At 48.0% G+C, this 21,649-nt stretch carries 18 protein-coding genes; 8 read left to right on the forward strand and 10 right to left on the reverse strand.

Going from position 1 to position 21,649, the window contains the following annotated elements:
* The first annotated feature begins 315 nt into the window (after nt 1–315).
* The 8 genes from KAI37_RS14950 to hydF all read left to right on the forward strand — a co-directional run bounded on the left by KAI37_RS14950 (nt 316) and on the right by hydF (nt 9,618).
* Nucleotides 316–741: a MaoC family dehydratase gene (locus tag KAI37_RS14950; RefSeq protein WP_076293075.1), complete on the forward strand. Its 426-nt coding sequence runs from the start codon at nt 316–318 to the stop codon at nt 739–741.
* A gap of 569 nt (nt 742–1,310) precedes the next feature.
* Entirely contained in the window at nt 1,311–1,802 is a 492-nt protein-coding gene (locus tag KAI37_RS14955) for a DUF2294 domain-containing protein (protein WP_258382987.1), read from the forward strand.
* 127 nt (nt 1,803–1,929) lie between these two features.
* A complete protein-coding gene (gene fdhF / locus KAI37_RS14960) occupies nt 1,930–4,092 on the forward strand; it encodes a formate dehydrogenase subunit alpha (protein WP_071641308.1) in 2,163 nt (720 codons plus the stop codon).
* Complete coding sequence (locus KAI37_RS26640; protein ID WP_076293074.1) at nt 4,089–4,739, forward strand: 4Fe-4S dicluster domain-containing protein; 651 nt, start codon at nt 4,089–4,091, stop codon at nt 4,737–4,739. The genes fdhF and KAI37_RS26640 overlap by 4 nt, the downstream gene beginning before the upstream one ends.
* Nucleotides 4,740–4,771: 32 nt before the next feature.
* Nucleotides 4,772–6,277: a [FeFe] hydrogenase, group A gene (locus tag KAI37_RS14970; protein ID WP_256703260.1), complete on the forward strand. Its 1,506-nt coding sequence runs from the start codon at nt 4,772–4,774 to the stop codon at nt 6,275–6,277.
* A gap of 65 nt (nt 6,278–6,342) precedes the next feature.
* Nucleotides 6,343–6,933 (forward strand): 4Fe-4S dicluster domain-containing protein, encoded by a 591-nt coding sequence (locus tag KAI37_RS14975; RefSeq protein WP_028540676.1) that lies wholly within the window; start codon nt 6,343–6,345, stop codon nt 6,931–6,933.
* Nucleotides 6,930–8,378 carry an aspartate ammonia-lyase gene (locus KAI37_RS14980; RefSeq protein ID WP_220029756.1) on the forward strand — a complete coding sequence of 483 codons (1,449 nt, stop codon included), beginning with the start codon at nt 6,930–6,932 and terminating at the stop codon, nt 8,376–8,378. Before KAI37_RS14975 ends, KAI37_RS14980 begins: the two co-directional genes overlap by 4 nt.
* Nucleotides 8,365–9,618, forward strand: coding sequence for a [FeFe] hydrogenase H-cluster maturation GTPase HydF (gene hydF, locus KAI37_RS14985; RefSeq protein ID WP_071641314.1), 1,254 nt, complete (start codon nt 8,365–8,367; stop codon nt 9,616–9,618). The genes KAI37_RS14980 and hydF overlap by 14 nt, the downstream gene beginning before the upstream one ends.
* Nucleotides 9,619–9,765: 147 nt before the next feature.
* On the opposite strand, the gene hydG is transcribed toward hydF, so the two are convergent.
* From hydG to KAI37_RS15035, 10 genes are all read right to left on the reverse strand, one after another.
* A complete protein-coding gene (gene hydG / locus KAI37_RS14990; protein ID WP_013310651.1) occupies nt 9,766–11,178 on the reverse strand; it encodes a [FeFe] hydrogenase H-cluster radical SAM maturase HydG in 1,413 nt (470 codons plus the stop codon).
* A 49-nt stretch (nt 11,179–11,227) separates the two neighbouring features.
* Nucleotides 11,228–12,280 (reverse strand): [FeFe] hydrogenase H-cluster radical SAM maturase HydE, encoded by a 1,053-nt coding sequence (hydE, locus tag KAI37_RS14995; RefSeq protein ID WP_256703270.1) that lies wholly within the window; start codon nt 12,278–12,280, stop codon nt 11,228–11,230.
* A 256-nt stretch (nt 12,281–12,536) separates the two neighbouring features.
* Nucleotides 12,537–14,153 (reverse strand): alkaline phosphatase, encoded by a 1,617-nt coding sequence (locus KAI37_RS15000; protein WP_220029757.1) that lies wholly within the window; start codon nt 14,151–14,153, stop codon nt 12,537–12,539.
* A gap of 117 nt (nt 14,154–14,270) precedes the next feature.
* Complete coding sequence (locus tag KAI37_RS15005; protein WP_220029758.1) at nt 14,271–15,410, reverse strand: amidohydrolase family protein; 1,140 nt, start codon at nt 15,408–15,410, stop codon at nt 14,271–14,273.
* A complete protein-coding gene (locus KAI37_RS15010) occupies nt 15,400–16,470 on the reverse strand; it encodes a pyridoxal-phosphate-dependent aminotransferase family protein (RefSeq protein WP_220029759.1) in 1,071 nt (356 codons plus the stop codon). Before KAI37_RS15010 ends, KAI37_RS15005 begins: the two co-directional genes overlap by 11 nt.
* Nucleotides 16,457–17,239, reverse strand: coding sequence for an ABC transporter ATP-binding protein (locus KAI37_RS15015; protein WP_071641323.1), 783 nt, complete (start codon nt 17,237–17,239; stop codon nt 16,457–16,459). Before KAI37_RS15015 ends, KAI37_RS15010 begins: the two co-directional genes overlap by 14 nt.
* The gene (locus KAI37_RS15020; protein WP_071641325.1) at nt 17,236–18,009 is read right to left on the reverse strand and encodes an ABC transporter ATP-binding protein; all 774 of its coding nucleotides are present in this window, start codon (nt 18,007–18,009) and stop codon (nt 17,236–17,238) included. The genes KAI37_RS15015 and KAI37_RS15020 overlap by 4 nt, the downstream gene beginning before the upstream one ends.
* Nucleotides 17,994–18,860, reverse strand: a complete 867-nt coding sequence (locus KAI37_RS15025; protein ID WP_104411472.1) for an ABC transporter permease — start codon at nt 18,858–18,860, stop codon at nt 17,994–17,996. The genes KAI37_RS15020 and KAI37_RS15025 overlap by 16 nt, the downstream gene beginning before the upstream one ends.
* Nucleotides 18,857–19,819, reverse strand: coding sequence for an ABC transporter permease (locus KAI37_RS15030; protein ID WP_441952461.1), 963 nt, complete (start codon nt 19,817–19,819; stop codon nt 18,857–18,859). The genes KAI37_RS15025 and KAI37_RS15030 overlap by 4 nt, the downstream gene beginning before the upstream one ends.
* Nucleotides 19,820–19,859: 40 nt before the next feature.
* Complete coding sequence (locus KAI37_RS15035; protein ID WP_071641329.1) at nt 19,860–21,461, reverse strand: ABC transporter substrate-binding protein; 1,602 nt, start codon at nt 21,459–21,461, stop codon at nt 19,860–19,862.
* Nucleotides 21,462–21,649 lie beyond the last annotated feature (188 nt).

The raw sequence follows: 21,649 nt of genomic DNA on the forward strand, positions 1-21,649 counted from the left end.
ATTGCATACTATTGTTGTCCATAATTTAACAGTTGTCAATAATTTTTATTGATTTGCAACACTTACATTGATCTGACTGTACAAAAGTACGGAGGGTTACTTGCTGAGATGGACTATAAAAATCCGCTGAATTAACAGAGGCTTTTCATGCTTATACTTTAAATTAGTTTTGTTGCTATACGCTACGGATTTTAAAGGGAAATATTAAGTTGTAGACTGACAATACGCCATTAAGCTAACGGGCAGTTTAACTTGATTGGTGATATTATGCTACTCTAATATAAATAAAAAAATAATTAATCAAGAGGTGTAATAATGCGGTTTCATGAATTTTATATCGGACAAGTATTTAAAACCAAGTCTTTAATGTTAACTAAAGAGGACATTACCAAATTTGCAAGGGAATTTGACCCTCAATATATGCACTTAGATGAAGAGAAAGCATTGCAAGGCAGATTTAATGGAATTATCGCTTCAGGAATTCAAACATTAGCTGTTTCTTTTAAGCTTTGGGTTGAAACAGGCAGTTACGGTGATGAGGTTATTGCTGGAACGGCTATGAATAATATTAAATTTATCAAACCAGTGTATCCAGGCGACGAATTGTATACCATTGTTGAAGTGATTGGAATAAAGGAGAAGCGGAATGAAACAGGACTCGTTACTGTATTGCTGTCGACTTTCAATAACAAAGAGGAGAAAGTTTTTGAAGGGGATTTATCCGTTCTGGTTAAACAGTAAAGCTTTATAAAAAATCAATTGATAATGGTTTGAAGAGGTCCATGCATTCTAGCACGGACCTCTTCTCTTTATTTTAACGTGGCTTGACTTGCGGCTTCATGTTCAGCCACACGTGGCAGTAATTCTTTCAAAGCCTTCATTTGGCGGCCTTGAAGTTGCCCTTCTACAATTGAATTTCGCAAAGATACTACATCTTGAGTCCGCACCTTACCACCATTTTAAATAACATATCTATGCCTTCTGGTGTTCGACTAGCATTTCCGCCCAATATAATAATAAAGAATTGATATTGCAAATCATATAAATGAATAATTTACTAAAATCTCTGAGATTCGTACTGTGCTGTTTTAGTATAAAGGGCTTTGAGAATGACATTTACTAATCTCAGCCCATAGTTTGTCATTCAACTGCTTTTGTATTGGATCAGGACAAACAACGCGATGGAACGAGAAGCATCATACAAACCATAGAGGTATAGTTGCTTGAAGAGCGGTCTAATCCATGTAAAATTTTGGTTCAGTGTAATGAATTTCACATCTTTCCGGGTCAACCTGTTCTACCATAGAAGGGTGATACGCCGTGCTGGGCAGACCACCTTGGTCGGGACGGTTACGTCTTGTTCTAAACCAGCTACACAGGCTGTCTGGCATGCGCGGCAAGTACGCCTTAACTTTGATTCGAAGCGGAGTGTCCAGATGTTGAATACTGAATTGGAATACCGTGAGCGCATCAGGAAGTTGGCCGTGTGTATTGTCAAGCACTACCGGGGAAAAGGACCGGACAACGTCAAGGTTTCACTGGATTCGCCGCTCCGGATTACGGTAGAAATTCGAGGTACATTGTCTAATTTGTCCGAAATTCTCGTTCATGAAGGGGCTGAGGACAAGGTCAGGGAATATTGGGACGTCCTTCGTCCCTATCTAGAAAAGGAGTTTATGAACGAAGCCGAAAAAACACTCGGCAGTCCCTTCACTTATACTTGGGAGGTCTGCCCCTCCGTCCATGGAGACGGACACATTATCATTACTCTAGAACTACAACACATACACCGGTTGGATTAGCGGGAAGGAGCTTGTCTCCTCGCTCGCGGATAAGCCAGTACAGGATGCAGCGTAAAGCGGCATTTTTGTATTGGCTTTTTTTATGTTACGAGTTTCATCTATTTCATATAAAAGAGGTGCTGCACTTATGGCAGACAAGGTATTGACCGTATGTCCCTACTGCGGGAGCGGTTGTCAGCTTCATTTGCTGGTGGAAAAAGGACAGGTAATTGGCGCAGAGCCGGCTGGTGGTCGTACGAATGAAGGAACGCTGTGTCTGAAAGGACACTATGGATGGGATTTTTTGAATGACCCGCAAATTCTGACTGCACGCTTGCGCAAGCCTATGATTCGCAAAAATGGAGTTATGGAGGAAGTGGAGTGGAAGGAAGCCATTCAATATACTGCCGAACGGCTATCAGCAATTAAGGAAAAATACGGACCCGACTCCATTATGGGAACGGGCTCCGCACGCGGTCCGGGTAATGAAGCCAATTATGTCATGCAAAAGTTCATGCGAGCGGTCATTGGCACGAACAATATTGACCATTGCGCTCGTGTATGCCACGGCCCTTCTGTGGCAGGTTTGACTTACTCGCTCGGAGATGGAGCTATGTCCAACTCTATTCCTGAAATTGAACACTCTGATCTCATTTTCGTGTTTGGATATAATGCACCCGAAACACATCCGATCGTCGCAAGACGCATTGTAGCTGCCAAGCAAAGAGGCGCCAAAATTATTGTATGCGATCCGCGCATGACCGAAACAGCTCGTATTTCGAATATGTGGCTACCCTTAAAGGGCGGTTCGAACATGGCTTTGGTGAACGCTTTTGGTCATGTACTTGTGCATGAAGAACTGTACGACAAACGATATGTTGAAGCAAACACAGAAGGCTTTGCCGAATACGTAGACAGCATTAAAAAATATACTCCCGAATATGCGGAAGGCATTACGGGGGTCAAGGCTGCCGATATCCGGGCGGCTATGAGGGAATATGCAAAGGCCCCTACCGCTACAATTTTGTACGGAATGGGCGTATGTCAATTTTCACAGGCCGTTGATGTGGTAAAGGGGCTTGCCTCCCTTGCACTGTTGACTGGAAATCTGGGCAAGCCGAATGTGGGAATCGGACCTGTACGGGGACAAAACAATGTACAGGGTTCCTGCGACATGGGCGCATTGCCGAATGTGTATCCTGGTTATCAGGATGTAACAGACAACACAGTCCGCAAAAAGTTTGAAAAAGCATGGGGTGTTGAGCTGCCGCGTAAAAAAGGATATCCACTTACGGAGGTACCACACCTCATTCTGAAGGAGAACAAGCTGAAAGCTTATTACATTTTCGGCGAGGACCCTGTACAAAGTGATCCGAACGCCGCCGAGTTGCGTGAAGCCCTAGACCAATTGGAATTTGTCGTGGTTCAGGATATTTTCATGAACAAAACAGCGCTGCACGCCGATGTCATCCTCCCTTCTACTGCCTGGGGCGAGCATGACGGTGTATATTCTTCGGCAGATCGGGGCTTTCAGCGCATCCGTAAGGCCGTTGAGCCACAGGGTGATGTTAAGCCAGACTGGGCCATTATTAGCGAGGTTGCTACCGCCATGGGCTACCCTATGTCCTATGCAAACACAGAAGAAATTTGGGATGAAATGCGTAGCCTCAGCCCATTATTCTCCGGTGCCAGCTACCAAAAAATGGAGCAGCAAGGCGGCGTGCAATGGCCCTGCCCTACTGAGGATCATCCAGGTACACCGTATTTGTATAAAGGAAATCAATTTTCGACACCTAGTGGCAAAGGCAGATTATTCGCCTGTGAATGGCGTCCACCACAAGAACAACCGGATGCAAAATACCCGCTTGTCTTGTCTACAGTCCGTGAGGTAGGTCACTATTCCGTGCGAACCATGACTGGTAATTGCCGCGCGCTGCGTCAGTTGTCTGATGAGCCTGGCTTTATTCAGATTAGCCCAGAAGACGGAGCAGATCTGAATATTCTGGATGGCGAAATTGTTGCCATATCCTCCCGTCGGGGACGCATCATGGCACGGGCACAAATCAGTGACCGTGTGCAACAAGGTGCGACCTACATGACCTATCACTGGTGGGTTGGAGCATGCAACGAGCTGACTGCTGATTTTCTCGATCCGGTATCCAAAACCCCGGAATTAAAATACTGTGCCATCCGTCTGGAGCGGATTGCCGACCAAGCGCAGGCCGAACGTGATGTACATGAATCGTACCAACGGATTCGCAGACAGATGAACGTCCAGGAAGCTGTTTTGGCTGATAAGGTGACGAGATGAGCGGCACAGGGAATATGATGCACCGTCCGACAGATACCCGGTTAGCTTCGACGAGTAGAATGGGAGCAGCCAGTAGAACAAGCGCTGTTGCTTCTTCTTTTGTAGTCGCGGACGCCGGACAGTGCATCGGCTGCAAAGCCTGTGAACTGGCGTGCTTCGCCGTTCACAGTCAGGCTAACGGCATAGGAGCTTCGGTCGGAACCGTCAGCGTACCTGTTGTACCCAAGGTGTATGTTGTACGTACAGGGAATATGTATGTGCCGGTGCAATGCCGGCATTGCGAAAATGCCCCCTGCGCACATGCCTGTCCGGTGCAAGCCATTCGTCAGGAGGACGGCGTCGTTATGATTGATGAGGAACGATGTATCGGCTGTACCTCCTGTGTTTTGGCCTGCCCCTTCGGGGCAATTGAGGTGTCTCCGGTCTACCGGGCAGGACACGTTGTAACGCAGTCCGGCCTGACTCACCGTGCAAATCGAGTCGCCCTTCCCCGCACCGCAGCAAGCAAATGCGATCTGTGCGCGGAAACAGAGAACGGACAGCCTGCATGTGTAGAGGCCTGCCCGAATCATGTCCTACGGCTGGCCAAAGGTATATCCGACTCACCTCCAGAGCCTCGGCGGGAAGTCTTTTTCCCACGCCTATAAGGTCAAAATCAGCCGCAGAAAGGTAGAAAACCATGTCAACCACAATAGACAAGATCTCTTCGCCTCCTTGTATGAAGACGACTGATTGCACAGACCCTGTCATTCATATTGACCCTACGCTCTGCACAGGATGCAGACGTTGTGCTGGGGTTTGTCCAGTTGATGCCATAGAGGGATTGCCCGGAGAACCGCAAACCGTTAATGCAGACCGATGTGTTATTTGCGGTCAATGTGTACAAATATGCAGCGTATACGCATCTGACTGGGCAGGTTCATCTCCACAGGAAGGCGCCGCTAGACGGCTGGAACGTATCCAAGAACGCGATATGCCTGCCGACATCAGAGAGCCGCTATTCGCTGCCTATTATAGCTACAACTTGAATAAGGTAGCCGATATGATGACCAAACCTGGACAGTTTCGGATCGTCCAGTGTGCTCCTGCCATTCGTGTTTCACTCGCGGAGGAATTCGGAATGCCGTTCGGCACCTTGACGCCTGGGAAAATGGCTGCTGCTTTGCGCCGCCTTGGCTTCGATCGAGTATACGACACCAACTTTGGAGCTGACGTGACCATCATGGAGGAAGGCACTGAATTGATTCGTCGCGTGACCGAAGGCGGTCCCTTACCCATGTTCACATCCTGCTGTCCAGCATGGGTCCGATTTGCAGAAATAGAATATCCCAATCTGCTAGACCATCTATCCAGCTGCAAATCTCCGATGCAAATGTTAGGAGCGCTAATCAAATCTTATGGCGCACAACTGGACGAGGTGGAACCTGCGAATATATACAGCGTTGCCATCATGCCCTGTACCTGTAAACAATTTGAATGCGATCGTCCCGAAATGGAATCTGACGGTTACCGTGATGTGGATGAGGTACTGACCACACGTGAACTTGCATATTGGATCAAGCAGCGCGGAATTGATTTTGCGAACCTGCCTGATGAAGAATTCGATTCACCGTTAGGGAAATATTCAGGTGCAGGCTCCATTTTTGGAGTCACCGGAGGAGTCATGGAAGCTGCCATCCGTACAGGTTACGAGCTGCTGACAAATGAAAAACTGCCGAAACTCCAGCTCGATTTTGTACGTGGTGAGGAAGGCATTCGAGTAGCTGAGGTTCAGGTAGGCAAGCTGCAGCTCAAGGTAGCGGTCGTCGCCGGGCTACAACATGCCTATCAGCTACTGGATCGTGTCCAGGCGGGCGAATGTGATTATCATTTTATTGAGGTGATGGGCTGCCCTGCTGGATGTATCAGCGGAGGGGGACAACCCAAGCTCATGTTAGAAAAGCAACGAATTGAAGCTTATCGGGCACGTAAATCCTCCATCTATGGACATGATGCTGCACACCAGGTACGAAAATCGCATGAGAACCCTCACATCATCAAACTTTATGATGAATTTCTAGGTGAGCCGCTGGGTCATGTGTCGCATCATCTGCTGCACACCACCTTCCAACAACGGGGGCCCGGCAAGCAAAGCCGCAGCAACACTATTTCCACCAAAGGGGATGCGGATTACTCCATTCATTAATACATTAAGTTATTTTTATGCTGTATACATTATTTTTGTCGTAAGTTAGAGAGGAGTCGAATTGTATGAACCGTTTTGTTTTAGCTGATCCCGATCAATGTATCGGCTGTCGTACCTGTGAAATCGCATGTGTCATCGCACATTCAGCGGAGAACCCTTTTATCTCGCCGGATGATGAGTTTCATTTTCACCCTCGTCTGAAGGTTATCAAATCATTTGGGGTCACTGCACCCGTTCAGTGTCGTCACTGTGAGGATGCTCCATGCGCCAACGCTTGCCCGAACGGCTCTATTACGAATGCAGATGGCTGCATTCTCATTAATAGCGAAAGCTGCATTGGCTGTAAAACCTGCATGATCGCCTGCCCTTACGGCGCGATTAACATGGTACCCGAGTATCGAAACGGGCAGCCTGTCGTGCAGGATGGATTGTATACCAATATGTCAGGACGCTTGCAACCCAAAGAGCGCATGATTGCCAGCAAATGTGATTTATGCGAAGGCGTGGACGGCGGTCCGGCCTGTATTGGTAAATGTCCAACACAAGCCCTCAAGCTGGTCGAGCCAGATCTGGTTCATGCCCGGGTTGAAGAAAAACGCGCTGCAAGTGCACGTCAGCTACTGCATATGACACGCATTCCGGCAACGGGTCTATGACCGAAGATTTCCCTCTGCCTACCAATACGCGAACCGAGCGGGATGCGCTAGGAGAGATGGAAATTCCCGCAGATGCCTTTTACGGTATTCACACCGCACGCGCGATGAACAATTTTGTGGTCAGTGGCAGGCCCGTGAACCAAAACTTGATCCACGCTCTTGTGTTGGTAAAAAAAGTAGCCGCTCAAGTGAATGGTGAGCAGAAACGGCTTCCTGCCCAACGGGCCTCTGCCATTGTAAATGCCTGCGACGAAATACTCGCCGGGAGGCACCAACATATGTTTACCGTGGATGCCATGCAAGGCGGCGCAGGCACCAGTACCCATATGAATGTAAATGAGGTCATTGCTAATTTGGCCATCGTACAGCTAGGAGGCAGACCAGGGCAGTATGAGATTATACATCCTCTGGATGATGTGAACTGCTGCCAGTCTACGAATGATGTCTATCCGACAGCGCTACGAATTGCAGCGATACGGCTGCTTCGGCCTTTATGTGACACGATGTCTTCATTACAGGATGTTTTACAGCATAAAGAAATAGAATATGCCGACCTGCTCAAGCTAGGTCGCACTCAGCTAATGGATGCCCTGCCCATGATGGCCGGGCAGGGCTTTGGTGCCTACGCAAAGGCTATAGCGCGCGATCGCTGGCGTCTCTATAAAGCCGAAGAGCGGTTGCGGGAAATCCCTATTGGAGGCACGGCGATTGGCACAGGAATGAACGCACCCCGTGCTTACAGCTATCGGATGGTCGAAAAGCTGGCGGATGAGACTGGCTTTGGACTGAGTCGCAGCGACCACCCGATGGACCCGATTCAAAATATGGATGTCTTTGTGGAGGTATCCGGTCTACTCAAATCAGCCGCCGTGAATCTGTACAAAATATCTGGCGATTTTCGCCTACTGGCCTCTGGTCCTTTCGGTGGTATTGGCGAATACACGCTGCCTCCAGTTCAGGCCGGATCCTCTATTATGCCTGGCAAGGTCAATCCGGTAATAGCTGAAATGGCAGGACTAACAGCCATGCGTGTGATAGCCGAAGATGCGGCTATCACTATGGCCGCTGCCTCCGGTCAGTTGGAACTAAACGCATTCCTGCCGCTCATTGCCGAATCGCTGCTGGAGTCGCTACATATTCTAAACAGCGCGGTTCGACTATTCGAGGAACGATGTGTGCGCGGCCTGATCGTGCGTGAGGAACGCTGTACTACAAATCTGCGTAACTCAGCCGTGATGGCTTCTGCGCTGGTCGCGGAGCTTGGCTATGATGAAGCTGCCTCCATTGCATCTGCAGCCATTGTGCAAGGTCGCACACCAGAGGATATTGCAGAAGATCGCGGCCTACTGACCCGTTCGAGGATTGACCAATTATGCCATCCCTATACAGTAACCAAACCCGGAATTCCGGGGCAGGAAGAAGGAACTCACCATGGGAATGAATGATACCCCTCGTAGCAACCGACCACATATTGTCCTGCTCGGTCGCCGTAATGCAGGCAAATCCAGCATTCTGAACACCCTGACTGGTCAGCCCGTCGCTGTGGTATCTCCTGTAGGAGGAACGACCACGGACCCAGTTTTCAAACCGATGGAGCTGCTCCCAGCGGGTCCCATTGTTCTGGTGGATACCGCCGGACTGGACGATGAGGGTGAGGTCGGGGAGCTGCGCCGCAACAAAACGCTAGAAATACTTAATAGTACAGACTTGGCCTTGCTCGTTATCGACGCCACCGTTGGAGTCGGACCATTCGAGCATGAGCTACTCGAAAAGCTCCGCACCAAAAAGATTCCTGTTATTGGGGTATTGAATAAGGTAGATACCCTTACTGAATCAGATAAAACGGCTACAAAGCTGGCAACTGAATTGGATCTCACCCTAATTCCTTTCAGTGCATCTTTGCTCCGGGGAGACACGGAACTGAAAAAGGCTATCACGAATACTCTCCCCCAAAACGAGGATCGTTTCCGTATCGTCGGTGACCTGTTGTCACCCGGCGATGTTGTTGTGCTGGTCGTCCCAATCGACAAAGCTGCACCAAAAGGCCGATTGATCCTGCCACAGCAGCAAACAATCCGCGATACACTAGAGAGCGATGCCATCGCCGTAGTAACCAAAGAACATGAACTACGATTGACGCTGGAGAGATTGGGACGTAAGCCTCGCTTGGTCATTACCGATTCACAGGTTTTTATGAAAGTAGCTGCCGACACGCCCAAGGATGTGCCTCTTACCTCTTTTTCCATCCTGTTTGCCCGTCATAAAGGCGATCTGGACGAACTGGTACGAGGTGCAAGAGCCATTGATCGCCTCAAGGATGGAGACCGTGTACTCATTGCCGAAGCCTGCACTCACCAATGCCAATCTGACGATATTGGTCGAGTGAAAATCCCCCGCTGGCTCCGCCAAACGATAGGCAAACGTCTAATCATCGAGCATGCATCCGGCTCCAGCTTCCCTGATGATCTGAGCGAATATGCACTGGTTATTCATTGCGGTGCATGCATGCTCAATCGGCGTACGATGCTTCATCGAATGTCGGAAACGAAAGCTGCCGGAGTGCCGATTGTGAACTATGGTATTTTCATCGCTTATGTACAGGGGGTCTTTCCCCGTGCTATTGAATGCTTCCCATCTGCTATGCTGGCATGGGAGCAAGCTGTAGAAGCCGGCAGTTATTCCTAAAAGACCTTATCTCGTCATTAATATTTTTTTCCAGATACACAAAAGCAGTCGCGCTGATTCCAACGCGACTGCTTTTTATTTTCAAGTTCTATTATAAATCATGAGAATTTTCATAGCGTGAAATGATACTACGAATAATATAAATTGCTAAAAATACAAATCACGCTCGCCTGCTTCCAGTCGCTCCAGTCTGTCAAGCGTCAAACGGCGCGTCGATTCACGTGGTATACGCTCCAAATTCTCTCGCAGAGCGGCAGCTCCCAGTTCACGCGCCTCCTCATCCCCATAATCCAGCAGATATTCTTGGAAGGTCAGCAGCGAATTCGGCTGGCACACATTATGAATTTGTCCTGATTTGGCAAGCTCCATGAAACGATCTCCAGTTCGCCCCTCACGGTAGCAAGCTGTGCAGTAGCTCGGCATATATCCACCACGGCACAGACTTTTAATAATTTCCGATGGTGAGCGATGATCCCCTACCTCAAATTGAGGCTTATCATCAGTTTCCTGTTTTGCATATGCCCCTACGCCTGTAGCTGAACCTGCACTAATCTGCGACACGCCTAGACCAATGACACGATCCCTGTATTCCGGCTCCTCGCGTGTGGACAGGATCATACCAGCATAAGGGACAGCCAGTCGAAGAACGGATACAATTTTCATAAAATCCTCATCGTTGACCAGGTACGGATATCGCTCCAGGTCTACATTTTCAGCCGGACGCAATCGTGGAACTGAAACCGTATGAGGACCACACCCAAAAGCTTCTTCCAAGTGCTCGGCATGTTTCAGCATCGCTACGGTTTCATAGCGGAAATCATACAGACCGTACAATACACCAATCCCCACATCATCTATACCCGCACGCATGGCTCTGTCCATTGCGGTGGTGTGCCAATCAAAGTCCCGCTTTGGACCCTGCAGGTGGAATTTACGATAGCTTTCCCGATGATACGTTTCCTGAAATAAAATATACGTACCAATGCCCACCTCTGCCAGCTTCCGATAGTCCTCCTCGGTTGTGGATGCAATATTCACATTGATCCGCCGAATGCTGCCGTTATCTACCTTGACCTCATAGATCTGGCGCAGACAATCGACGATATAGTCAATGGGACAATGGACTGGGTCTTCCCCAGCTTCCAGTACGAGCCGCTTGTGTCCCAGTTCTTGAAGCACTCTAACCTCCTCCACCAATTCCTCCGGTGTCAGACGGCTACGAGTAAAGCTGTCATTGGTATGTTTATAACCACAATATTCGCAGTTATTCACGCAGTGGTTGCTTACATATAAAGGGGCGAACAGCACAATCCGGTTGCCATAAATTTGTTCTTTGACTGCCCTCGAAGATTTGAACATCTCTTCCAATAATTCAGGATCATCCACATGCAAAAGAGCCGCCGCTTCACTCGCACTCAGTCCCCGGCAGGCTCTCCCCTTTTCTAAAATTTCTAAAATACGGTGTCGATCTGTTGCCTCTTGTTTCCCCTGCTCCACTGCTGCCATAATCTCTGCTTCATTAATAAAATCCGCCGACACTTTCTCCCGTACTCCACTCACGTATACCCATCTCCTTATTTATGGTTACTGCAATGTTTCCGTTGTAGCCTCACAAAATTTCCTGTCTCATAAGTTGTCGTTGCACCCTCAAACTATCGCCGCGCCCCATATCGACTTCAAATCCCGCTCCCCGAATCCGCAGCTCCAGGCAATGTCGACATTGGGCAGACTCATCGCCCAAACATATTTTGTTCTCATAAATCGCATACTTAGGTCTCACCGCCAGTGGCGACAAATTGGGCATCACCACATTTGCCCCTGCCTGAAGCGCCTTCTCCCTGCCTTGGGGATGAATCGTTCCCATTGCCGTGGACGCCGGAATAAGTGCATCTGGAACGACCAATCGGGATAACGAAATAATATCGAGTGCCTTTTCCATGCTCCCCTGACTGGCATCCCGAAGCGGCGTGTTGCTATGCGGTAAAAAAGGGCCAATCCCGATCATATCTGGTGATAGGCTGTGTAAATAGACCAAATCGTCTGCTAATTCACTATTCGTTTGTCCTGGTAACCCCACCATACATCCGGCCCCGATCTGAAAGCCGATTCGTTGCAAAGCCAGCAGACGGCTGCGCCTGCTTTCCATCGTCATCGTCGGATGCAGCTTGGCGTACAAACGGGGGGAAGCTGTCTCATGCCTCAGCAAAAAACGGTCCGCGCCCGCTTCGTATAATTGCTCATAAGTTTCATCATCCCGTTCACCGATGGACAGTGTAACCGCCACATCCGCAAAACGGCTTTTAATTTCGCGAATCAATTTCGTCAGCCGTGCTGCTGTAAACCAGTAATCTTCCCCACTTTGCAGCACAAAGGTCCGATAACCGAGTTCATACCCCTCCGCACAACAGGCCAGAATTTCTTCTGGCTGCAAACGGTAACGATCTGCCTGTTTATTCGAAGCGCGCAGCCCACAGTACATGCAGTCCTGACGACATATACTGGAGAATTCAATTAATCCCCGTAAAAAAACACCTTTGCCATAGCGCTCCAATTTGGTGCGAGCTGCCAGGTGGCGCAGTTGAGCCCGAAGCGTTGGCTCATCATCCAGACGTGTCAGCAGCTCCATCATTTCCGTATGCGTCCATTCCTTGCCGTCAGCCAGACGCAGTAATAAATCGTCCGTGACTCATCCCTTCTTCCCTCGTCCATCCGGACTTCACATCATCAGCGGCTTGTACCGTACATGTATTATTCTAGCAATATCGGAGAAGATGTAACGTGATTAGTTTCACAAAAAATCCCATTTTATAAAAACCTCCCCCAACTTCTGCCCCAAAAAATACACATTTATATCAACACACAAAAAAGCTGTCTCCTCCTAATAAGGGAAGAAACAGCTTTTGTTGATGGTTCTCTTATTACTGAATCAAATCAATCGCCTGCTGGGGTACAAAATAATCAACACCGTTAAATACAACTACACCGTTGAGCGTGGTATTTTTACCATTCAGCGTAGCGACATTTTTGTATACCGGAAGCTCCAGCTTGTTACTGCCTTTGGTCACCGTAATAACTTTCGTGTCCGCAGTAAACTTGGCTCCTTTAGCTTCAAAAGCGGCTTTTGCAGGAACAAAAAGCTGCTTGCTGACCGTATCCAAATCCAGTCCAAGTACACGTGTCATATATTTATTGACATCAGTATTGTCGATTACACCGGTTGGACGGTCTCCGTTCGGCGCATACGTGTACAACACGACATCGCCTCCTGTATGTCCGCCTGTAGTCCAGCCAATATTCGCACGTTTGCTAATGATTGGTCCGACAGCATAGTTCATGCTGCCTTCTTTGGCATCTTTAATGGTTTTCACTTCTTCGTCTGTCAAATCGGTGATGCCAAAATACGTGGAAAGCACTTCTTTTATATTGCTGCGATCTGCATTCAGCTTGGCTTCCAAGCCTTCACCTGTCAGCTTCGCTTTTTTCAGTGGATCTATAAAAGAAGCTAAAGGTGTTTTGTCATAATTGCTAGTTGTATCGCTGCTACCAATCGTCAATCCACCGTTTCCGTGGTCTGTCACTGCTACGACGACTGTATTTTGGTTTTGTTTGGCGTAATCCACAGCAACTTTCACTGCATCGTCAAACGAAAGCACGTCACTAATAATTCCGGTTGGATCATTTGCATGGGCGGCCCAATCCACCTTACTGCCTTCTACCATTAAGAAGAAGCCTTTATCGTTTTTGGACAACACATCAATGGCTTTCGATGTCATTTCTGCCAGACTAGGTTCCTTGGATGCATCGCGATCCAGGTTATACGCAAGGGCTTCGGGAGAAAAGCTGCCCCAGAGCTTGCTGGAGGTCGAATTTTTCAACCCTTCAGGTGTCGTGACAAAGTCATAACCCTGGTCTTTAATTTGGGCTACCAAATCTTGGCCATCTTTACGCCCTGCTGCCTCCAAAAACTTGCCGCCTCCACCTAACACTACATCAACCCCGTTGTAGGCTTGCTGCATGCTGAGTGCATCATAATTTTTACGATCAGGATAATGTGCGGTAAAATCAGCTGGTGTCGCATGCATAATCTCCGAAGTCGCAATAATTCCAGTCGATTTCCCTGCCAGCTTGGAAGCCTCAAGAATCGAAGCTACAGGCTTTTTGGCGTCACCCGCTGCAATGGGTTGTTGTCCAGGCATTGTCGCTTCATCAGGAAGGACACCTACATACCCAGTATGAGATTTATGTCCTGTGGCAAAAGCAGTACCCGCTGGAGCAGAATCGGCAATCGGAGCATCCGCAGAATGCGTACGCACCATGCCGCTTGCCATGCTGTCTAAAGTTAAGGAAGATCCTTTGTACCATCTAGCCAGTGCAGTGGCGTCATTAGCCATACCGTCTGGAATCAAAATAATTACGTTTTTAATCGACGTGTCCTTTTCGACTGCCATCGCCGTCCCACCGCTTACTGCTAGCATCATAGTCGCTACGAGTGCAGCCACCGATTTTTTCGTATGTATCCCCCAACATTTTAGCATTCAATTTCCTCCCAGACACTTTATTGTACAATCAGAACTAAGTCTAATCATACTTTGTCAGGAGAATGTTAAGGGGATTGTCTAACTATATTAAAGATGCTCTCTGGAGTATTGGTCTCACTCAAATCGTCCCTGAATTACCGATACGATACTTTCACGGAGTGCTTTGGCGTTTTGTGACTTATACGGATCAGCATTAAAAAGGATTGTATCTGCTGTGTAGTTTTCTTTTATACGTCCCAATCTGTCCCCATATCCCAAAATTTCAGCGGCGAACTCCGTGGCAGCCTGCCAGGCCTCTTTTCGAGTTAATCCACAGTCTATGAGTGTGTCTAATTCCTCAAGGTTACGTCCATGTAACGAAGGTGTGGCAAAATCTGTACCGAACGCAATTCGTACGCCTGCTCTTTTGGCATAGCTAACGGCTTTGGGGTGGGCTTCGGCGGCGCGGGCGGCGCGATCACAAATTTCCCTGTCGAGTGAAAGAACTCCAGCAGGGTCTGCAGCAATACGATAGATGGAAGCAGTAGGCACAAAGGCTGTTCTGGATTGCGCAAGCCGGTTGGCTTGATCCTCGGTCAAATACATTCCATGCTCTATAGATTCCACTCCAGCGTCAATAGACCAATCCACAGTAGGTCCGCCCCAGGTGTGAACCATGACTTTTATGTTGCGTGCATGGGCGCTACGCACAATAAAAGAGAATTCTTCCTCAGAAAAAATCGGGTTCAGCACTGTATCTGGCGACGAGCCTAGTCCCCCCGTTGCAAGAATTTTAATCCAACTTGCCCCCGAATCAATAATTTCTGTTACCCGCCGTTCCAAATGCTTAAGACCTCGTGCGTCTCCGGCTCCAAGCATATCACCACTGGTATAAACTCTTAAAGGCTGGCTATAATGCTGACCTATATGCTTCACCGTACTTGGCAAAAGCCCACCTGCATCACGCACTGAAGTCACTCCAGCCTGGAAAGTAGCCTCAAAGGCTTGCGCCTGCATCACTTCGATCTCCAGTTCATCGCGCTTCTCTTGGTCAGTATGATTAAAATCCGTCCATGCCAAATGCGTATGAAGATCAATTACGCCGGGGCTAATCCATAAATCGCCATCTGGACCATTTTGTTGAGTATGCGAGGATAAGGACTCTGCAATGGACGAAAAACGACCATTGGTGATTGTTATATCGAATCGTTTCCCATCAATCCCCGCCACAAATATATTTTTGTAGGTTAACTCTTTTTGAATTTTATTTTCCATCTTCATTCCCCCAAATTAACCTTTGGGCGGCAAGCGCATGATAAGGGTCTTGATGTACAAGCTCAGCAAGCGTTTGGATAGCTTCTTCAACACTTTGTTGATTTGCCTTTGCCCCAAAATGGTTAATGCGTAAGAGTTTATTATGTAATTCTCCATCTCCGGGTGCGACAATGCCTATGGGCTGTTCGATATTGAAATTACCGCCTTGAGGAATCCGAACCGTTGTAGTCAACGTTGAGTAGCTATCTTTATTCCGCTGCCACGGTTCAAGGCCCAAGGCTTTAATGCCAGAAATTGCAGCAGATGTAGTTAAACGATGGCGGCGGTTGACCGCTTCCAGACCTTCTTCTTCAATAAGCTTTAATGCCTCTATAAGCGCACGGGCTTCCAAAACAGGGATGTTGGCAGGAACTCGCACGGGCGTCACATGATTAGGGGAACGCTTTAAGTCAAGCAAAGACAGTATGGAATTGCGCGGCGCATTGTCGTTGGAGACCAGAAACTCCCAGCCACGGGGAGAAATCCCCACAGCGCTGATCCCGTTAGGCCCGGATAGTGCTTTTTGCGCCCCTACAGCTACAAAATCAATTCCCCACTCGTCCATAAGCACCGGTTCGCCCCCGATTGCAGAAACTGAATCTATCACGGTTAAAATGTTTGATTGACGCGCAAGCTCCATTATTTCCCTTGTTGGATTAGAGCCTCCTGTGACCACTTCCGCCTGCACAAAAGAAAGCGCACATGGGTTATATCGCTCAATCGCTGCGGCGACTTCATCTACAGTTACCACTTCATCAAAAGATGTTTTGAGTTCGATGACTTCTGCTCCGCCACGCGCAAGCCAGTTACCAAAAATCGTTCCATATGGACCTGTCACAATGTTTAGAATTTTACGGTCGGGCGCAGATATGCCTGCTGCTATGGCTTCAATTCCCAGGATCGCCTCGCCCGGTATGATTACCGGGGATTCTTGGGTGGACAGGAGTTTGGAGAGCAAGTTAGTTAGCGTATCAAACTCCGATATTGTAAGAGGTACAAATCCTTTATTATTTTGACTCATAAATACCTCCTGCAGAATGGGATATTGGCATTTTGGGAACAGCGGACAAAAGCTCACGGCTATAAGGCGTTTCAGGACGAGAAAAGAATTTCTCCTTGGAGTTGATCTCAACCAGCTTCCCCTGCCGCATTACAGCAACAATATCGCTTATAGCATTTATAACTCCCAAGTCATGAGAGATAAAAAGCATCGTAAGATTAAGCTCCGATTTGAGTGTGCTCAACAGTTCAAGCATACTCCGTTGTACCGAAACATCCAGTGCGCTCGTTGGTTCATCTGCGATAAGTATGCTTGGCTCAACGCTTAATGCGCGGGCAATTGCTATCCGCTGACGCTGACCACCGGAAAATTCGTGAGGAAATCTGCCAAGGGCACTTTCATCGATGTGAACACGTGTAAGCAGTTCCCTACATCTCTTGTCCACTTGAGCTCGGTCAGCAATCTTGTGAAAAAGTAAGGCTTCGGCAAGAATTTGCCTGATCGTATGCTTTGGATTTAGCGAGGAATCCGGGTTTTGAAAAACCATTTGTATTCTTTTATGCTGCTCCCGGCTCCGTCGCTTGCCCAGTACCTGAGAACCCAGCATGATCCGGCCCTCATCCGGGGCGATCAGCCCGGCTATTACCCGCGCGAGGGTAGACTTTCCTGAACCCGATTCTCCCACAAGACCAAGCGTGGTACGCTCCTGTAGCTCCAGGCTTACTTGATCAAGCGCGGTGAACTTACCATAAGCAACCGTTATATTTTCTATCCGCAAGGCTGTTTTCATAAATCCGTGCTCCTTTCAAGATCCGGGAGAGGAAGCACTGAGCTTATCAGCAACTGTGTATACGGATTTTGCGGGTTCTGTAAAAGGGGCAAAGTGTCTCCCCGCTCTATGATTCTTCCCTCTTTCATAACGCAAAGCTTTGAGCACATCGAAGCAGCTACGGCAAGATTGTGCGTAACAAACACCATGGCAAAACCCAGCTCCTTTTGAAGACGTGAAATAACGTCAAGTATTTGCCGTTGAACCGTTACGTCAAGCGCAGTTGTTGGCTCATCACAAAGAAGGATGCCCGGCTTGCACGCCAAAGCCATCGCAATAACAATACGTTGACACTGGCCGCCTGAAAGCTGGCGGGGGTAACGGTCAGTATGCTTTAAGGAATCGGGAAGACCGAGCATTTCAAGCAGTTCCAAAGCTATTGTACGCGCGACCTTCCGGCTCACCTTCTGCCTGTAGTACACAACCTCGGCAAGCTGCCGGGCCACCGGGCAAAGAGGGTCAAGTGCCCTTATCGGGTCTTGAAAAATCATTGCGCATCTGCCATTGCTCCTAATATTCCCGCCAACTTGTTCAATACCGGAGGGAAGCAACCCTATGATGGAGCGAAGCGTGAGCGATTTTCCAGATCCGGATTCCCCCACAAGTCCTATACTTTCGCCCGCTTCAACTTTGAGACTCACATCGGTGACCAATTTATGATTCGATTGCGTCGCGAGCGACAAATTTTCCACTTCTAAAATTGGATTCATAGCATTCATTTTCTTCTCCATATATCTGCTAGCCCATCGCCCACAAGGGATAAGGCTATCCCTGTATATACTACCGCAAAACCCGGGATTGCTGAAAGCCACCACTTAGTAGATATAAAGGGCTGTCCATCAGAAATCATAGTTCCCCAATCCGGAGTTGGCGGCGCAATGCCGATACCTAGATAACCTAGCGTAACAATGGCCACAAGCAGAACAGCCATGTCCGTCATAAGCACTACCACCGCTTGCGGTAACACATTCGGAAGAAGATGGCGCAGTATGATTTTAATATCCGGGATTCCCAGAGTTTTTGCAGCGGCTATCCATTCCTGCTTGCGAAATGATGCGCTAAGACCCTTGACCACGCGCGCGTATACAATCCAGCCAACCAGGATAAATGTAATGTATATTCCCTGTTCACCCGTACCGCTTGCAAACGCCACTATAATTACAATCAAATAAAAAGGGAACGCAATAAACGTATCGGTCAAAAGCGTGATAACCGTGTCTACCCATTTACCATAATACCCGGCAAGCATTCCCAGAAACACCCCCATACAAAAAGGGATGATCTCCGCCAGCACCATAATCTTCAAATCAGTCCGTGCGGCATAGATCAGCCGTGTAAACAAATCACGCCCCAGTTGATCGGTTCCCAGCCAGTGTTCGAAGGACGGAGGTTGTAAAGTTGCCGAAATATTTTGGTCAGAAGGCTGGTAGGGGCTAATAACCGGTGCGAACACTGCAATACCTATGAGTAACGCAAACATAATACTGCCCCATAAAAGAGATGGAGTATTTAGTATTTTTCCCCAAGAGCGGTTGCTATGCCCCGCCTTCTGAATCTGAAGATCTAATTGCGTGCGTTTCATTGTTCTCCTTTCGTCCTGGGATCAAGATACCCAGAAGCAACCTCAATCACGAAGCCGATGATGACCACAGATATCGCACAATAAAGAGCAATCCCCTGTATAACAGGAAAATCTCGGTTTGAAATGGCTGAAAATAACAGGCTTCCGATACCCTTGAGACCAAAAACCTGTTCAATTACCAACGTGCCGCCCATCAGGTAGGCAATGTTTACGCCAAGCAGCATAAGAGCGGGAAGAGCGGAATTGCGCAGGACATGCTTTACCAATATAACCCGGTCTGGGATTCCCGCCGCCTTCAAGGTTACAACAAAATCAGATTCCAGCACTTCCAGCATCTGCGCTCTTAAAGAACGAACGAGCGAGGGAATTTGCGACAATCCGACAGTGATCGCTGGAAGGGCGAGACTGTACAAGATTCCAAGCCAGCCCTCGCCGACTCCCCCAACGGGAAACCAGCGAAGCCGAACGCTAAATACCAGAATCAGTAGCAGTCCAACCCAAAAAATCGGCATACCGAGCGTTACAGCAGGCAAGATGCGTATAATGTGGTCAAGCAGTCCGTCTTTATGTGTTGCCGCAAGGGTGGCCAGCACCAGCGAAACAATGATGGAAAAAAGACAGGTCATTGCAATGAGCAGCAGCGTCACAGGGGCCCGCTCAGCAATCAACTCTCTTGAAGAAGTCTCAAAAACAATCGAAACGCCGGTATCACCGTGTGTAAAGAAATTGTGCACAAAGCCTATAAACTGCTCCCAAAGAGAACGATCCAGCCCCAACCTATGACGCATACTCTCAATAGCCTCAGCTGTGGCGTATTCCCCCAGAATCATTTTGGCGGGGTCTCCCGGCACCAGCCTTATGATGAAGAAGACTGTCACCACCACACAGATGACTACTGATGCCGCTCTTATCATAGCGCGCACAAGCCATTTGTGTGGGGAAGTTAGATTTGCAGACAATCCGGCAGACTTTTTAAAAAAATTGTGGGCCGTCAAGGATCTAATTACCTTTCACACGTACATCTTCAAAACGAACGCTGTTATTGGGAAGCACGACCAGGCCATCAATGGAAGAACGAACACCTTTCAGAATATCCGGATAATAAAGCGGGATGTAAGGTACCTCATCTGCAAGGATTTGTTGAAGCTTGGCGTAAATTCCCGCACGTTCTTCCCCATCAGGTGTTTTTTGCCCCTCGTGCAGGAGCTTGGTAACTTCATTGTTCGTGTAATGAGTCCAGTACGACTTGCTAAAGCCTTCCGGGTCTGTCTGGAAAGCGAGGATCGAGTTGGCTTCTGGAGAATCCGCCTGTCCGCTGTTGATCATTGCCGAAAAATCATAGGCAAAGAAACGCTCGCGGAATGAGGCCAACTCAACAGACTCGATTTGAATGTCTATGCCGATCGTTTTGGCAGCCGCCTGAATAATCTGTGCCTCCTGAGTTCTTGAGTTGTTACCAGAGGCAATGAGCAATTTTGTAGAAAACCCATTAGGGAACTTTGATTTTGCAAGCTCTGCTTTGGCAGCGTTCGTATCAAAGCTGAGCGCTTTAATCGTATCGTTCGTATTGTAGGGAATGGCTGGCGGCAAAAGCGAATTGGCTGGCTTTGCGAAACCAAAGGTAACCGCATTGGTCAATCCATTACGGTCAAGTGCCAACGCCAGCGCACGGCGAACGTGCACATCCGAAAAATGCTCGTCCAGGGTATTGAAGAACAATTGCTCTGTCACCCAGCTTCCATTGGTCGCCACCTTGGTATCAGTTCCTTGTTTTAATTCATTTACATTTTCAAGAGCTACAGACTCAATAGCATCTATCGCGCCAGCCTTCAGCTGGTTAATCGCTTGGCTGTCATCTTCAATGAGCTTGTAGACAAGTTCATCGATATATGGCTTGCCTTTCTGCCAATAGTATTTATTTTTGCTGAAAGTAAGATCACCGGCAGAATCCCATTTCTTAACGACGAAGGGACCGGTACCGACCGGATTCTTAAAGAATTCTTTTTCCGAGACACCGCCGAAATCCTTTGGAAGGATGCCGTTGGAAAAGTTTGAGAGTTCAGAAATAAACGGCGTATACGGCGCCTTAAGCTTAATTACAAGTGTTTTTTCATCTTGAGCCGAAAGCGAAGCCACCTGTGCCGCTATTGCAAGAGGACCTCCTACATTCAAATGACGCTGAATTGAAAAAACCGCGTCCTCGGCAGTAACTCCTTTACCGTCTGAAAATTTCAAGCCATCGCGTAAAACAAAAGTATAGGTTAATCCATTCGCGCTAATATTGTGCGACGCTGCAAGCCAATCCACAATTTTTCCATCACTGTTAAAGGCGACTAGTGGCTCAAATACTTTGTCGATAGCAAAAGCATTATTTGATGTAATCTGATTATGCAAATCAAACGAGGTTACGGAAGCCGGGCGGCCATATGTAAAGGTTCCCCCTTCCGCAGGTTGATCAGCGGTTGTGCTTGGGTTAGTTGCGTTTGTATTTTTATCTGCATCATTTTTGGAGCCGGAGCATCCTGCCACGAGAACCAATAAAAGAAATGCTAAAGATCCAACCAAAAACGGTTTCCTAAAAGATACAATAAGTTTGGACATCCCATTTTCCCCTTTTCCCCAATAAAACATATTGTTTTAATATGAATAATATTATGGATGAACCCATTTGCCATGTCAAACAGAATTAAATACCATAATTTATAAAATCAAAGATAAAAGTAAACATAGGGATTTTCCAGCTTGTGAACACATGGAGTTCATATGGGATTGGGAATTTCATTATATTA

Source organism: Paenibacillus sp. S25 (assembly GCF_019454085.1).
In the GTDB taxonomy this organism is placed as follows: Bacteria; Bacillota; Bacilli; order Paenibacillales; family Paenibacillaceae; genus Paenibacillus; species Paenibacillus polymyxa_B.

Coding starts and splice junctions, on each gene's coding strand:
- KAI37_RS14950 (WP_076293075.1), top strand. CDS start 316: ATGCGGTTTCATGAATTTTATATCGGACAAGTATTTAAAACCAAGTCT.
- fdhF (WP_071641308.1), top strand. CDS start 1,930: ATGGCAGACAAGGTATTGACCGTATGTCCCTACTGCGGGAGCGGTTGT.
- KAI37_RS26640 (WP_076293074.1), top strand. CDS start 4,089: ATGAGCGGCACAGGGAATATGATGCACCGTCCGACAGATACCCGGTTA.
- KAI37_RS14970 (WP_256703260.1), top strand. CDS start 4,772: ATGTCAACCACAATAGACAAGATCTCTTCGCCTCCTTGTATGAAGACG.
- KAI37_RS14975 (WP_028540676.1), top strand. CDS start 6,343: ATGAACCGTTTTGTTTTAGCTGATCCCGATCAATGTATCGGCTGTCGT.
- KAI37_RS14980 (WP_220029756.1), top strand. CDS start 6,930: ATGACCGAAGATTTCCCTCTGCCTACCAATACGCGAACCGAGCGGGAT.
- hydF (WP_071641314.1), top strand. CDS start 8,365: ATGGGAATGAATGATACCCCTCGTAGCAACCGACCACATATTGTCCTG.
- KAI37_RS15000 (WP_220029757.1), bottom strand. CDS start 14,153: ATGCTAAAATGTTGGGGGATACATACGAAAAAATCGGTGGCTGCACTC.
- KAI37_RS15005 (WP_220029758.1), bottom strand. CDS start 15,410: ATGGAAAATAAAATTCAAAAAGAGTTAACCTACAAAAATATATTTGTG.
- KAI37_RS15010 (WP_220029759.1), bottom strand. CDS start 16,470: ATGAGTCAAAATAATAAAGGATTTGTACCTCTTACAATATCGGAGTTT.
- KAI37_RS15015 (WP_071641323.1), bottom strand. CDS start 17,239: ATGAAAACAGCCTTGCGGATAGAAAATATAACGGTTGCTTATGGTAAG.
- KAI37_RS15020 (WP_071641325.1), bottom strand. CDS start 18,009: ATGGAGAAGAAAATGAATGCTATGAATCCAATTTTAGAAGTGGAAAAT.
- KAI37_RS15025 (WP_104411472.1), bottom strand. CDS start 18,860: ATGAAACGCACGCAATTAGATCTTCAGATTCAGAAGGCGGGGCATAGC.
- KAI37_RS15035 (WP_071641329.1), bottom strand. CDS start 21,461: ATGTCCAAACTTATTGTATCTTTTAGGAAACCGTTTTTGGTTGGATCT.